The 14,108-nt window shown below is 54.8% G+C and carries 14 protein-coding genes and 1 tRNA gene; 10 read left to right on the top strand and 5 right to left on the bottom strand.

All coding sequences use genetic code 11. The annotated features are described in order from the left end of the window. The first annotated feature begins 37 nt into the window (after positions 1–37). A complete protein-coding gene (gene yjeH, locus AB4K05_RS20180; RefSeq protein ID WP_368481660.1) occupies positions 38–1,273 on the top strand; it encodes an L-methionine/branched-chain amino acid transporter in 1,236 nt (411 codons plus the stop codon). 127 nt (positions 1,274–1,400) lie between these two features. Here the strand turns inward: yjeH and AB4K05_RS20175 are convergent, their stop codons facing one another. Next, positions 1,401–1,877, bottom strand: a complete 477-nt coding sequence (locus AB4K05_RS20175; RefSeq protein WP_368481659.1) for an FxsA family protein — start codon at positions 1,875–1,877, stop codon at positions 1,401–1,403. Positions 1,878–2,214: 337 nt separating this feature from the next. Between AB4K05_RS20175 and aspA the strand changes: the two genes are divergently transcribed. The 6 genes from aspA to AB4K05_RS20145 all read left to right on the top strand — a co-directional run bounded on the left by aspA (position 2,215) and on the right by AB4K05_RS20145 (position 7,984). Further along, positions 2,215–3,651: an aspartate ammonia-lyase gene (gene aspA / locus AB4K05_RS20170; protein ID WP_368481658.1), complete on the top strand. Its 1,437-nt coding sequence runs from the start codon at positions 2,215–2,217 to the stop codon at positions 3,649–3,651. Positions 3,652–3,761: 110 nt separating this feature from the next. Next, positions 3,762–5,063: an anaerobic C4-dicarboxylate transporter gene (locus AB4K05_RS20165; RefSeq protein ID WP_368481657.1), complete on the top strand. Its 1,302-nt coding sequence runs from the start codon at positions 3,762–3,764 to the stop codon at positions 5,061–5,063. 104 nt (positions 5,064–5,167) lie between these two features. Next, the gene (cutA, locus tag AB4K05_RS20160) at positions 5,168–5,491 is read left to right on the top strand and encodes a divalent cation tolerance protein CutA (protein ID WP_368481656.1); all 324 of its coding nucleotides are present in this window, start codon (positions 5,168–5,170) and stop codon (positions 5,489–5,491) included. Continuing rightward, a complete protein-coding gene (locus AB4K05_RS20155; RefSeq protein WP_368481655.1) occupies positions 5,467–7,161 on the top strand; it encodes a protein-disulfide reductase DsbD in 1,695 nt (564 codons plus the stop codon). Before cutA ends, AB4K05_RS20155 begins: the two co-directional genes overlap by 25 nt. 45 nt (positions 7,162–7,206) lie before the next feature. Continuing rightward, positions 7,207–7,782, top strand: coding sequence for a transcriptional regulator (locus tag AB4K05_RS20150; RefSeq protein WP_368481654.1), 576 nt, complete (start codon positions 7,207–7,209; stop codon positions 7,780–7,782). Positions 7,783–7,908: 126 nt separating this feature from the next. Then, positions 7,909–7,984: transfer RNA gene (locus tag AB4K05_RS20145), tRNA-Phe, on the top strand. Positions 7,985–8,109: 125 nt separating this feature from the next. On the opposite strand, the gene AB4K05_RS20140 is transcribed toward AB4K05_RS20145, so the two are convergent. From AB4K05_RS20140 to AB4K05_RS20125, 4 genes are read right to left on the bottom strand one after another with little or no spacing between them, the layout of a single operon-like run. After that, entirely contained in the window at positions 8,110–8,739 is a 630-nt protein-coding gene (locus AB4K05_RS20140; protein ID WP_368481653.1) for a DUF1109 domain-containing protein, read from the bottom strand. Next, positions 8,726–9,283: a sigma-70 family RNA polymerase sigma factor gene (locus tag AB4K05_RS20135; protein WP_368481652.1), complete on the bottom strand. Its 558-nt coding sequence runs from the start codon at positions 9,281–9,283 to the stop codon at positions 8,726–8,728. Before AB4K05_RS20135 ends, AB4K05_RS20140 begins: the two co-directional genes overlap by 14 nt. A 20-nt stretch (positions 9,284–9,303) precedes the next feature. Continuing rightward, positions 9,304–10,536, bottom strand: coding sequence for a protein-disulfide reductase DsbD family protein (locus AB4K05_RS20130; protein ID WP_368481651.1), 1,233 nt, complete (start codon positions 10,534–10,536; stop codon positions 9,304–9,306). 20 nt (positions 10,537–10,556) lie between these two features. Then, entirely contained in the window at positions 10,557–11,108 is a 552-nt protein-coding gene (locus AB4K05_RS20125) for a peroxiredoxin (protein WP_368481650.1), read from the bottom strand. A 177-nt stretch (positions 11,109–11,285) separates the two neighbouring features. Between AB4K05_RS20125 and AB4K05_RS20120 the strand changes: the two genes are divergently transcribed. The 3 genes from AB4K05_RS20120 (at position 11,286) to AB4K05_RS20110 (ending at position 14,105) form a co-directional block, all read left to right on the top strand. Continuing rightward, the gene (locus AB4K05_RS20120; protein WP_368481649.1) at positions 11,286–11,789 is read left to right on the top strand and encodes a DUF523 domain-containing protein; all 504 of its coding nucleotides are present in this window, start codon (positions 11,286–11,288) and stop codon (positions 11,787–11,789) included. Between the two features lie 241 nt (positions 11,790–12,030). Further along, positions 12,031–12,786, top strand: coding sequence for a MurR/RpiR family transcriptional regulator (locus tag AB4K05_RS20115; protein WP_368481648.1), 756 nt, complete (start codon positions 12,031–12,033; stop codon positions 12,784–12,786). Continuing rightward, positions 12,783–14,105, top strand: coding sequence for a 6-phospho-beta-glucosidase (locus AB4K05_RS20110; protein WP_368481647.1), 1,323 nt, complete (start codon positions 12,783–12,785; stop codon positions 14,103–14,105). The genes AB4K05_RS20115 and AB4K05_RS20110 overlap by 4 nt, the downstream gene beginning before the upstream one ends. Positions 14,106–14,108 lie beyond the last annotated feature (3 nt).

Here is a 14,108-nt window from a genome sequence, read left to right as displayed (position 1 = left end):
TAAAATCGCGCTCTTTGTCAGGGTGTGGAAGAGGGTAATGTCGGGACTAAAACAGGAGCTAGGCTTAGCTCAGGGAGTGGGATTACTGTCAACGTCGCTACTGGGTACCGGCGTTTTTGCCGTCCCGGCGCTTGGCGCGTTAGTCGCTGGAAATAACAGCCTGTGGGCGTGGCCCGCATTGATTGTGCTGGTGTTTCCAGTAGCGATTGTTTTCGCCCTGCTCGGCCGTCATTTCCCCAGCGCCGGCGGCGTCGCGCACTTCGTCGAGATGGCCTTCGGTCCCCGGCTGGCTCGCGTCACCGGCTGGCTCTTTCTCTCGGTTATCCCCGTCGGCCTGCCCGCTGCGCTGCACATTGCATCCGGCTTCACTCAGGCGCTGTTTGGCTGGCACGGTTGGCAACTGCTGATGGCCGAGATGGCCACGCTGGCGATAGTCTGGTGGCTCGGTTCACGTGGCGCCAGCTCCAGCGCCAACATCCAGACGCTGGTTGCCATTATGATAGTCGCGCTGCTGGCGACCATTTGGATTTACGGCGACATCTCGCTCAAAGCCATCCCCTTCCCTGCGCTCACGGATATTGACCATTCACAGCTATTTGCCGCGCTATCGGTGATGTTCTGGTGCTTTGTCGGCCTAGAAGCATTCGCCCATATGGCCTCCGAGTTTCGCCACCCGGAGCGGGATTTCCCACGCGCGCTGATTATCGGCCTCTTGCTGGCAGGCGTGGTTTACTGGGCCTGTACGGTACTGGTGCTACGTTTTCATGCCTACGGTGCGGCAAATACCGCGGCCGCATCGCTGCCCACCATCGTGGTGCAGCTATTCGGCGTGAAGGCGCTGTGGGTGGCGAGCGTCATTGGCTTCCTCGCCTGCTTCGCCAGCCTGAATATCTACATCCAGAGTTTTGCCCGCCTGGTCTGGTCGCAGGCACAATACAAACCCAGCGGTTATCTGGCACGCCTGTCGCCTAAGCATGTACCGCGCAATGCGTTAAATGTGGTGATTGGCAGCTGTATGGTCAGTACGCTGGCCAGCTACTGGCTCAACATTAATCTCGATGCGCTGATTATCTACGCCAACGGAATTTTTATCATGATTTATCTGCTGTGCATGCTGGCGGGGTGCCGGTTGCTTGTTGGCCGTTTCCGCGTGCTGTCAGTAATTGGCGTAGCGCTGTGTGTACTGCTGCTGGCGATGGTCGGCTGGAAGAGTTTGTACGCGATTATCATGCTGCTGGCACTGTGGTGGCTGCTGCCCAAAAGGGCACAATAACGCCGCTTCGGGAAAAATCGTAGGCCTGATAAGCGCAGCGCCATCAGGCTACCCGGCGCAGATTGCCGGATGGCGGCGTTGCCTTATCCGGCCTACCTATTTGTCGCGCCGGGCGACATGTTTAATATTAAGGGCGCTGATCGTCTTTGTGGTCAATTTGATCCGCACGCTCGTCCTTACGCTGATACTCTCCATCAAAGGTCTGACCGCTCGTGGTGCCACCGGCAAATCCCCCTCCCGGCATCCGATTGAAATGCAGATACGGCATCAGCTTGACCGTCAGGTGTTTTTGCACCGGCGGCAACAACAGTATCAAGCCCAGGAAATCGGTAAAGAAGCCTGGCAACAGCAGCAGCAAACCGGCGAGGATCAGCGAAACGCTTTTGATCATCTCGGCGGCTGGGCTTTCACCCGCCTGCATTTTTTCCTGCATCAGCATCAGATTTTTGAAGCCCTGGTTACGCACCAGCGACATGCCGATTACCGATGTAAAAATAACCAAAACCAACGTCAACAGGACGCCAAAAACATGGGCAACCTGGATAAAAATAGATATCTCAATGTAAACATAGAGAAATATTGCGATTAACGGTATCCAGCGCACTGGCATCTCCTGTGAGGTAAACAACGCGTACAACGCGTTTGCAGTGATTTATGGTTCTCTGCACTACGTATAAATGGTGGTCAATCACCGCATTTCAATCAACCGCGCCTGATATTTTTGTCAACAAAGGTCAAGCGGTGATTCATTTCACAAATCAATAATTCTTTTCAGTCGAGCTTATAATAAGTGATCCAGATTACTGCAATCCGCTATTATCAGCATATGATCATGGACACTGGGGCGATTAAGGAAATAATCTGCGGTAAGAAAAACGCATGACCACGAAAATCCTGCGTATTTGGTGAAATCATTGGCAGCTCGCAAAAAGAAGGTTCACATGCTAAACAACATTCGTATCGAAGAAGATCTGTTGGGTACCAGGGAAGTTCCTGCGGACGCTTACTATGGCGTTCATACTCTGAGAGCGATTGAAAACTTTTACATTAGTAACAGTAAAATCAGCGACATCCCAGAGTTCGTCCGTGGGATGGTGATGGTGAAGAAAGCGGCGGCAATGGCAAACAAAGAGCTGCAAACCATTCCGAAAGGCGTCGCTAACGCCATTATTGCTGCATGTGATGAAGTCCTGAATAACGGCAAGTGCATGGATCAGTTCCCGGTAGATGTTTACCAGGGCGGTGCCGGCACCTCAGTGAACATGAACACCAACGAAGTATTGGCGAATATTGGTCTGGAACTGCTGGGCCACCAGAAAGGTGAATACCAGTTCCTGAACCCGAACGACCACGTCAATAAATGCCAGTCCACCAACGATGCCTACCCAACCGGTTTCCGCATCGCGGTTTACACCTCTATTCTGAAACTGATTGATGCTATTCATCAATTGGGCGAAGGCTTCCAACGTAAAGCGGTCGAATTCCAAGATGTGCTGAAAATGGGCCGTACCCAGCTTCAGGACGCGGTACCGATGACTCTCGGTCAGGAATTCCATGCGTTCAGCGTGCTGCTGAATGAAGAGACCAAAAACCTGCTGCGTACTGCAGAACTGCTGCTGGAAGTGAACCTCGGCGCGACCGCTATCGGTACTCGTCTGAATACCCCAGACGGCTATCAGCAACTGGCGGTGCAGAAACTGGCAGAGGTCAGCAACCTGGCGGTTGTACCAGCGGAAGACCTGATTGAAGCGACTTCCGACTGTGGCGCCTATGTCATGGTGCACAGCTCGCTGAAACGTCTGGCGGTGAAAATGTCGAAGATCTGTAACGACCTTCGTCTCCTGTCCTCCGGCCCACGCGCTGGTCTGAACGAAATCAACCTGCCAGAACTGCAGGCGGGCTCCTCAATCATGCCAGCCAAAGTGAACCCGGTTGTGCCTGAAGTGGTAAACCAAGTGTGCTTCAAGGTTATCGGCAACGATACCACCGTCACCATGGCTTCAGAAGCCGGTCAGCTGCAGCTGAACGTGATGGAGCCGGTTATCGGCCAAGCGCTGTTTGAATCGGTCCACATCCTGACCAACGCCTGCTACAACCTGCTGGAAAAATGCGTCGACGGTATCACCGCAAACAAAGAAGTGTGCGAAAGCTACGTCTACAACTCCATCGGCATCGTCACCTACCTGAACCCATTCATCGGCCACCATAACGGCGATATCGTCGGTAAAATCTGTGCCGAAACCGGGAAGAGCGTCCGTGAAGTGGTGCTGGAACGTGGACTGCTAACGGAAGCGGAGCTGGATGATATCTTCTCCCCGCAAAACCTGATGCACCCGGCCTATAAAGCGAAGCGCTATACCGATGAAAGCGAGCAGTAGTCTTTCCGACTAATACACTGAGGCATGTCATGATGACATGCCTTTTTTGTTTCTATAATTCACGAAAACACAACAATTACATATCAATCTGGTAAACAAGGAAGGCATATATGTTTGGAGCAGAACTGGTCATCGTGCTTCTTGCCATTTATCTGGGGGCAAGGCTCGGAGGGATAGGCATCGGCTTTGCCGGTGGCTTAGGCGTACTGGTGTTAACGCTGATATTTCAGATACAACCCGGTGCGATCCCCTTTGATGTTATCGAAATCATCATGGCTGTTATCGCCGCCATTGCCGCCATGCAGGTGGCGGGCGGTATGGATTATCTGGTCAGCCTCGCGGAGCGTTTGCTACGCCGGCACCCGCGTTATATCACCTTCCTCGCGCCGCTGGTCACTTGGTTTATGACCATCCTAGCAGGGACCGGGCACACGGCATTCTCCACGCTGCCGGTGATTACCGAAGTGGCGAAAGAGCAGGGTATTCGCCCTTCCCGCCCGCTTTCTATCGCTGTCGTCGCCTCGCAGATAGCGATTACCGCTTCGCCAATTTCAGCGGCAGTGGTGTTCTTCGCCGGCATTCTTGAGCCAATGGGCGTCAGCTACCTGACACTGCTGGCCATCTGTATTCCCGTGACGCTGATTGCGGTGATGCTGACCGCCGTGGTGTGTAACTTCCTCGGCTGTGAACTGAAAGACGACCCTGTGTATCAGGAACGTCTGGCGAAAGGTGAAGTCCGCCTGCGTGGTAGCAAAGTCTTTGAGCTGAAGCCGCATGCCAAACGCTCTGTGTTGCTGTTCCTTATCGGTATCGTGGCAGTCATGTTCTACGCTACCGCTATCAGCGACACCGTCGGGCTGATTCAAAACCCGGTGCTGCCGCGTAACGAAGCCATCGTGGTGTTCATGCTGACCATCGCCACGCTGATTTGCATCACCTGTAAAATCGACACCGGCGAAATCCTCAATGCCAGCACCTTTAAATCCGGCATGAGCGCCTGCGTGTGCGTGCTGGGCGTAGCATGGCTGGGCGATACCTTCGTGAAAGCGCATATCGCCGATATCCAGGCGGTTGCGGGCGATCTGCTGCATAACTATCCGTGGCTGCTAGCCGTCGTGCTGTTCTTCGCCGCGACCCTGCTTTATTCCCAGGCCGCGACCACCAAAGCACTGATGCCTGCAGCGCTGATGCTGGGCGTCACGCCGCTGACAGCCATTGCCTCATTTGCGGCGGTTTCTGCCCTGTTCGTCCTGCCAACTTACCCAACGCTGCTGGCAGCGGTGGAGATGGATGACACCGGCTCCACGCGTATCGGCAAATACGTCTTTAACCACGCCTTCCTGATCCCGGGTGTTATCGCCATTACGCTGTGCGTGATCCTCGGGTTTATTTTTGGCGGGCTGATGCTCTAATCCGCTGTAAATATCATAAAAGTCGGGCCGCGTTGCGGCCCGATTCATTCATCCCCGTTACCCACCGTGCTATAGTGCCTCTTTTCATCGATACGAGGTTGACCATGAGCACACCCGACGTTGTTGTGGTTCTCTGTACGGCTCCAGATGAAGCAACCGCTCAGGACCTAGCGGCGAAAGTATTGGCTGAAAAACTCGCCGCCTGCGCCACGCTGCTGCCCGGCGCGACATCGCTCTACTACTGGGAGGGGAAACTCGAACAGGAGTATGAAGTGCAGATGCTGCTGAAAACCGACGTTGCTCACCAGCAGGCCCTGCTGGACTGCCTGAAGGCACATCACCCGTATCAAACACCCGAACTGTTAGTCTTACCCGTTACTCACGCAGATGTTGATTATCTCTCATGGCTCAACGCTTCCTTACGCTGATCCTGCTGCTGTGCAGCACCTCAGCCTTCGCCGGGCTATTTGACGCGCCCGGCCGTTCCAGTTTCGTCCCTGCTGACCAGGCGTTTGCCTTCGATTTCCAGCAGGACCAGCATGATGTGAATCTCACCTGGCAGGTGAAAGACGGCTACTACCTGTACCGCAAACAGGTTACCGTCACGCCAGCGAGCGCCCACATCGCCCCGCTGCAAATGCCTAAAGGCGAGTGGCATAACGACGAGTTTTACGGCAAAAGCGAAATCTACCGCCAGCGCTTAACGGTGCCGGTTGCGCTGACCCAAGCCGACGCGGGTGCCACGCTGACCGTTACCTACCAAGGCTGCGCCGACGCGGGCTTTTGTTACCCGCCAGAAACCAAAACCGTACCCTTGAGTGCGGTCGAAGCCCTTCCCCCTCTCCCCTCCGGGGAGAAGGCCGGGGTGAGCGGCGAAACCCGCGCCGACTTACCCTTCTCCGCGCTCTGGGCGCTTTTAATTGGCATCGGCATCGCCTTCACTCCTTGCGTGCTGCCGATGTATCCGCTGATCTCCGGCATCGTCCTCGGCGGCAAACAGCGTCTATCAACGGCGCGCGCGCTACTGTTGGCCTTCATCTACGTGCAGGGTATGGCGCTCACCTACACTGCGCTCGGCCTCGTCGTGGCCGCTGCCGGAATGCAGTTCCAGGCGGCGCTTCAGCATCCGTATGTGCTCATCGGGCTGTCTGCGGTCTTTATTCTGCTGGCGCTATCGATGTTTGGTGCATTTTCGCTGCAATTGCCCTCTTCGCTACAAACCCGTCTCACCCTGATGAGCAATCGCCAACAGGGTGGTTCCACGGGCGGCGTGTTCGCCATGGGGGCGATTGCCGGACTAATCTGCTCGCCGTGTACTACCGCCCCGCTGAGCGCCATTTTGCTGTATATCGCCCAGAGCGGAAACCTATGGCTCGGCGGCGGTACGCTGTACCTCTACGCGCTGGGCATGGGCCTGCCGCTGATCCTCGTTACCGTATTCGGCAACCGCTTGCTGCCAAAAAGCGGGCCGTGGATGGCGCATGTCAAAACGGCGTTTGGCTTTGTGATCCTCGCCCTGCCGGTATTCCTGCTAGAGCGCATCATCGGTGACGTCTGGGGGCTGCGCCTATGGTCCATGCTCGGCGTGGCCTTCTTCGGCTGGGCATTTATTACCAGCCTTGAACTCAAAAAACCGTGGCAGCGCATCGGGCAAATCATTTTGCTGGCAGCGGCGCTGATTAGCGTGCGTCCGCTTCAGGATTGGGCCTTTGGTCATCCGACAACGCAGACCCAGGCGCACCTCAACTTTACCCGCATCAGCAACGTTGAAACGCTGAACGCGGCGCTGGCCAATGCCCAAGGTAAACCGGTGATGCTCGATTTGTATGCCGACTGGTGCGTCGCCTGCAAAGAGTTTGAGAAGTACACCTTTAGCGACCCGCAGGTACAGCAGGCGCTGCAAAACACCGTGCTGTTGCAGGCTGACGTCACCGCCAACAACGCGCAGGACGTGGCGCTGCTAAAACATTTACAGGTTCTGGGCCTGCCGACCATTCTCTTCTTTGACGAGAACGGCAACGAACAGCCCGCACGACGAGTTACCGGCTTCAAAGATGCCGCCGCTTTCCGCGCCCATTTGCGGGAAAGCCAACCATAGACAACACTTTTAGACGGGAAACTGTCTTAAATAGAGGAGAGTAACGTGCAACGCGAAGACGTATTGGGGGAAGCCCTACAGCTCCTCGAGCAGGAAGGGATTGCGAGCACCACGCTGGAAATGATTGCCGAGCGCATCGACCGCCCGGTGGACGAGCTGCGTCGTTTCTGGCCGGACAGCGAAGCGCTGCTGTATGACGCGCTGCGCTATCTGAGCCAGCAAGTGGAGACTTGGCGTCGCCAACTGATGCTGAACGAGGATCTCACCCCGGAACAAAAACTGCTGGCCCGCTACACCGCGCTGACCGACTGCGTGAGTAAAAACCGCTACCCGGGCTGCCTGTTTATCGCCGCCTGCACCTTCTATCCGGACGCCGAGCACCCGATTCACCAGCTCGCCAACCAGCAGAAGCAGGACGCATTCCAGTTCAGCCACACGCTGCTGACCCAGCTGGAAGTGGACGATCCAGCAATGGTCGCCAAACAGATGGAGCTGGTGCTGGAAGGCTGCTTGAGCCGCATGTTAGTCAATCGCAGCCAGGCCGACGTGGACACCGCGCATCGCCTTGCCGAAGACATTCTGCGCTTTGCCCAGTGTCGTCAAAACGGCGCGCTGACCTAAGTTTGTGTCCCGTGTCGTCAGCTTTGCCGGACAAACGCGCAAATTGCCGCAATAGTAAGCAGTTGAATGGCTTTTCGGTGATTTTGGTTGACGGGAAGGAGCGACTACGGTTTAATGCGCCTCGTTGCCCGGATAGCTCAGTCGGTAGAGCAGGGGATTGAAAATCCCCGTGTCCTTGGTTCGATTCCGAGTCCGGGCACCACTATTTAGAAGAACCCGCCTATGGCGGGTTTTTTGCTTTCTGAGACCGGACTCTTCATCGAACTTCGTTCGATTATTCGCGGTAAACCGCTCACCCCTTCGGGGCCAGCGCGGCAAGCGCGCCGTTCACCCAATCCTCACCCACCGCCACCCTAAAGCCATCATCCCCAGTACAATCGTCACACTCGCTGCCATATGCAGCAGAAAATCCAGCGGATGCACCTCCACCGGGTGGCAAAACGACAGCAGCGCCAGCGCCATACAGGCAATTCCCACCCCAGACGTCGCCAGCGTGCGCAGCGGATACAAAGCTCGGGTGCGGCGAAGGTAGCCAATCATAATGACCATCATCGGCGTACTCACCGCCATCATAAACGCGTAGCAGTTCACCTCATCGGGATGGCTTTCCGGCGCGTGTGTCGTCCCAAGGCTAAAGATCACGCCACCCAGCCAGAGCGCAATCAGCGGCACAAACCAGCGCCAGCCCAGCGTTTTTCGCCCGGCAATGCTCATCAAAAAGGCGTTGCGTATCGCCAGCACGCCCATCACAAAAGCCAAGGTCAACTGAAGCACCGCCAGCAGCGCGCCGGATTGACTCCAGTCCGTCGCCACCCGATGAAACACTAAGCTGCTGAGCCAACCGCACGGTAGCGCCATCAACAGCCAAGCGGCGACCCGCCGGTTGCTCGCCCAGGGGCGACGTATCGGCGCGGCGTCCCGACTAAGCGTCGCAATGAAAAGATCATGATCGGTCATGGTTCGCTCCCATCCGGCGAAGGTTGGTTAATGCTCTGTGTAATAATGATTTCACCGCCGAAACGCTTAAATTATTGCGGACAGCGGCCTCAGCGAGGCTCATCTCCTGCAGGTGGATATGCTCCACAATCTGCCGCTGGCGTGAGGGCAGCTGGTCGAGTATTAGCGCCAGCGTTTCTTCTCGCTCATCCTGTTCCGGGCTGTGTTCAGCGACGAACTCAGCGGCGTGCTCCTCATCGGTCTCACGCTGCCAGTGGCGGCCTCGTTTGCGAAGCGTATCAATGGTACGGGCTTGGGTTATCGCCATAAGCCACGGTAGAAAAGGACAGTCAGGATCGTAGGTGTGGCGCACCCGATGGACAGCCAGCAAAACGTCCTGAATGACATCGTCAACCAGAATGCTGTCAGCTATCTGCTTGCGGACAATCGCCCGAATAACCGGAACGATAGCCCGCAGCAGTTGGGTATAGGCGTCGCGATCGCCGGCCTGTGCACTTGCCATCAGCGCGGGCCATGTTTCACGCGGCGCTAAACCATTATCCATATTCCATCATGCCCGTTACCTTATGCTTTTTTGGCGGATGCTTGATTAAGCGCGTCGATAACAATCGCGGGGGTGAGAACCTGTGGCAGCACTTTCGGCGCGCTGCCGTCCGCAGGGTAGACTACGTAGAGCGGCAAACCGCCCTGCCCGAACGTGCTCATCGCGTCATCAATATCCGCATTAAATTTGGTGGAGTCCGCCACCATATAGACCGTACCGGTGCTCACCAGCGCCTGTTTCACCGCTGCTGTGGAGAGCGACGTCCGCTCGTTCACTTGGCAGGTAATGCACCAGGAAGCGGTGAAATCGACAAAGATAGCTTTGCCGTGCCCACGCATCTCCGCCACCGTCTGCGGTGACCACTTCACCTGGGTGATATTTTCAACACGCTGCAATTCCGGCTGCGACGGCTGAACATGCATCACTCCCGGTAGCGGACTGACCGCGGCGATAAACAGCACCACCGTCACCGCCAGCAGCGCTTTGTAGGAATGGCCGATATAGCGCCTGCGCTGGGCCATGCCGTATAGCCATGCGGCAAAGCTCACCACCACGGCGCTCATCAGTATGGCTAACAGCGCCGTCGTGCCCGCCTGCTGCGTCAGCACCCACACTAGCCAAGCAAATGCGCCGAGCATCGGGAACGCCAAGCCGCGCTTGAGGATATCCATCCATGCGCCCGGCTTTGGTAGACGTTTGGCTATCGCCGGGAACAGCGAAATCAGCGTAAACGGGGCGGCAAACCCGACCGCCAGCGACAGGAAAATCGCCAGTGAGGCCACCGGAGGCTGCACCAGCGCATACCCCACAGCGCCCGCCATAAAGGGTGCCGAGCAAGGGGTTGCCACCACAATCGCCAACGCGCCAGTCAGCGCCGAACGCACAAAGGCCCCGCTTCCTACCGAAATCTCCCCGGCCCGCTGTAGCGATAAGCCCACTTCAAATACGCCGAGCAGGTTTAGCGCTGCGCCCAGAATGATCAACGCCAGCACAGCAATCACCATAGGGGACTGAAGCTGGAATCCCCAGCCGACTGCAGTGCCACCGGCGCGCAGCGCCAGCAGTATGGCGGCCAGTGCCAGCATGGTAAAAACGACACCGAGCAAAAAGCCTAACCCTTCAGTGCGCGCACTTTTGACATCGCCCTCATGGCGCAAAATACCCAGCGCCTTCAGTGAAATGACCGGGAACACGCAGGGCATCAGGTTAAGTATAATGCCGCCCACAAAGGCGGCCAGAATGGCAGTTAACATAGCGAACCCCGGCGACTAAATTACGAGTGCGATTTCGCGTACAGCTTCACCGCATCCATCGCTTTCTGAATGTGTTCATCAGGGTTGCGATCCGTATAGCTCATCAGAATTTTGCCGTCCGGGGCGATAACAAACGAGGTGCGATCCGACAACGTTTTGCCGTTCATCTGCATCAGCGTCTGATACTGCGCCGCCACTTTCGCCCCCGGATCTGCCGCAACGGCAAATTTATCCCGGCACTCCAGTTTCGAGAATTCGTCCACCTGGTCGACGTTCCCGGCAGTGACACCCACCACGGTTGCCCCCAGCTTTTTGAAATCATCGGTGGCTTCTGCAAAGGCGTGCGCCTCTAAGGTGCAGCCTTTGGTAAATGCAGCCGGGAAGAAATAAAGCACCACCGGCCCTTTGTGCAATGCCTGTTGAAGAGAGAAGGTCAGCGGTTTGCCGCCGAGTGCGCCCTGTAGGCTGAAGTCCGGGGCTTTCGCACCTGGCTCAAGGGCAGCGTTCGCATTTACGGCGAAGAGCGAAAGGCTGAGTACGGCGGCGGCTGACAAGGTTTTCAAACGATTCATGGTCGACTCCATCAGGGGGATAAACGTGCTCTGTACATAATAGTTCGCACGCTAAGGCCTGAAGGTTTCGCTCAGCGATAAAAAATTTATCAGGGTCACCTGCTGACTTCAGTTCTGTTACCCTATAGCCGCAGGCATCGCGATAACCGCCTTGCCACGCATCCTCAAGGTTTCTTCATGGCCGCCAAAGAAAAAATCCTCCTCAGCGCCTGCCTCGCCGGACACCACATTCGCTATAACGGCAGCGACAAATCTTGCACTTCAAACCTGTTGCAACAATGGCGTAATGAGGGCCGTCTTATCACTCATTGCCCGGAGCTGGCAGCGGGCCTTGCAACGCCGCGCCTGTCGGCGGAGATGGTCAACGGTCAGGGCATTGATATGTTAAACGGGCGTGCACAGATGATGGAAAGCGACGGACGTGACGTCACTCAGCCCTATGTGCTCGCCGCCTGGCTGGCGCTGCAAACCGCGCAAAATCATGGCTGCCGGTTTGCGATTATGACCGACGGCAGCCCCACCTGCGGTAGCCAGAACGTTTATGACGGGTCGTTTAGCGGTGCAAAAGTACCGGGAGAAGGCGTGGCGGTAGCACTGCTACGTCAGCATGGGATTGAAGTGTTTAGTGAGCATCAGCTCGATGCGCTAAGGCGTCGGCTTGCCGAGGTCGAAGGCCGATAGACCGCACATCACTTAGGTCGGATTAGCGTAAGCGCCATCCGGCAGCATCGGCGCAGCGTGCCGGATGGCGGCTTTGCCTTATCCGGCCTACATGTAACAAGCCATCCCCTTCATGGAAATTTATAACTCAGATCACGGAAATTAATTTCTAAATCATAAAACCTATTTCCGCCATTCCCTTGTTAAGATCCCTTCCGAGAGCCAATGCGGTGCCTGCACCGCAGCGTAAAAGGTGCACTCCATGCGTAAAGATTTAACCAGCAATGAGCTGAGGATTTATAAATTTTGTCAGGAGCATCCTGCCGACGTTTATAAAATGAAAATTCATGAACTGGCGGAGCGCGTATATACCACCGCGCCGTCTATTTCAAAACTGGTCAAAAAATTAGGTTTTAATAATTTCCAAGAGTTTAAGGTCGATGTGCGAGATGTTTTCTCGATGTCGCAAAACTCGCAGCACCATAATGCGTTTGTTAGCGAGTATCTCCAGGAAATGCAGGATGCCTTAACCCGGGTGTCTGAAAGCAAGGTGAAAGCCTTTTGTGATTTTTTATCCGCTTGCAGCACGATTATTACCTGGGGATATGGCACGTCGGATAGCGTGGCAAATTATGTCAGCTACAACCTAATGGTGCTGGGCTTTAACATCCTCAACGAGACCGACTATACCAACTGCAACGTTCGCAGCCGCTTTCTGACCGCTGACGATTGTGTGCTGATTGTCTCCAACAGCGGCGAGTCCGAAATGCTGGAAGAGATCATCAGTAACGCCCGAAAAAATGGTATCAAGGTTGCGGCCATCACCAGTCGGGAAAACTCGACGCTGGCACAAATGGCCGATGCCGCGCTGATCTATAAAAACGCCATTATTAAGAACACCGCATTCGAAAATATTAGTTATCCAATACAAATAGCCATCATCGACATCATGCTTTTCCATTTATCCAATGTCAGAAAAGTATCGCTAAAATTTAATTCGAAGGTAGAAGACTCATGAATAAATTAAAACTCGTTGTCATTGGCGCAGGAAGCAGCTATACCCCTGAACTGATTGAAGGGGTTATTAAAAACCACCATCAACTGCCCATTTCCCATATTGATTTTGTTGACGTGGAGATGGGCAAAGAAAAAATGAATATCATTTTCCAGCTAACCAAACGCATGCTGGAAAAAGCAGGTTTAGACATTGAAGTCAGCCAAACCCTCGATCGTAAAACGGCTTTGCAGGAAACGGACTTTGTGGTCACGCAGCTACGCGTCGGCGGTATTGATGCACGCATCATCGATGAAAAACTGCCGAAGTCCTACGGCTTTATAGGCCAGGAAACTAACGGCGCGGGCGGGATGTTCAAAGCCCTGCGCACCATCCCGGTTATCATTGAAATTGCTAATGAAATGAAAGAAATCTGCCCTAATGCTTGGCTGATAAATTTCACCAACCCGGCATCGATGGTGACAGAGGCAGTGCTCAAATACAGTAACAACAGCCGGGTCATTGGCCTGTGTAACGGCCCTATCAATATGACCCACCAAGTTGCTGGCCTGCTCAACGTCAACGTTGAGGATTTATACGTCGAGTTCAAAGGTTCCAACCATATGAACTTTATCACTAAGATCCTGCATAAAGGCATTGATCGCACCCGCGAAACCATCGACTTAATTAACGCGGCAGATGTCGATAAACTGAGTTTTAAAAACGTCAGCAACGAGCAATTTAATAAAGAGCTGCTGGCAGCCACCAATTTGATCCCCTCTTCGTATTTAAAGTACTACCTCAAGACCACCGAAATGCTGGCCGAACAGGACGCTGCCGAACTGTCACGCGGTGAGGTCGTTAAAAATATCGAAGCAGAGCTGTTTAAAAAATACAGCGACGTCTCACTTCAGGATAAGCCTAAAGAGCTGGAAGCCCGTGGCGGCGCACTCTATTCCACCGCCGCGCTGAACGTTATTCGCGCTATCTACCTCGACGATAAGAGCATTCAAACCGTCAACGTTCGTAACGACGGCGCCATTACCAATTTACCGCAAGACGCGGTGGTGGAAGTGAACTGTGTGCTGACGCGTAATGGACCCATTCCAATTTGTACTGGTGAAATTCCATCACCGGCGAAGGGGATTGTTTCAATGATGAAAGACTACGAAGCGCAAATCGTTAAGGCCGCCGCGACCGGTGATTATCAGGCGCTGATCGCCGGTTTCATCTTCAACCCATTATGTTCAAGCGATAACGCGGGCGTTGAATTAGTCAAAGAGATGCTGCGGGCGAATAAAAAGTATCTGCCTTTGTTCGCCAACACCATTGAGTCACTTTAATTG

It is taken from the genome of Kluyvera sp. STS39-E, assembly GCF_040932435.1.
Taxonomy (GTDB): Bacteria; Pseudomonadota; Gammaproteobacteria; order Enterobacterales; family Enterobacteriaceae; genus Kluyvera.
Note: the sequence above shows the minus strand (reverse complement) of the source record. Positions and strands in the feature narration are given on the sequence as shown.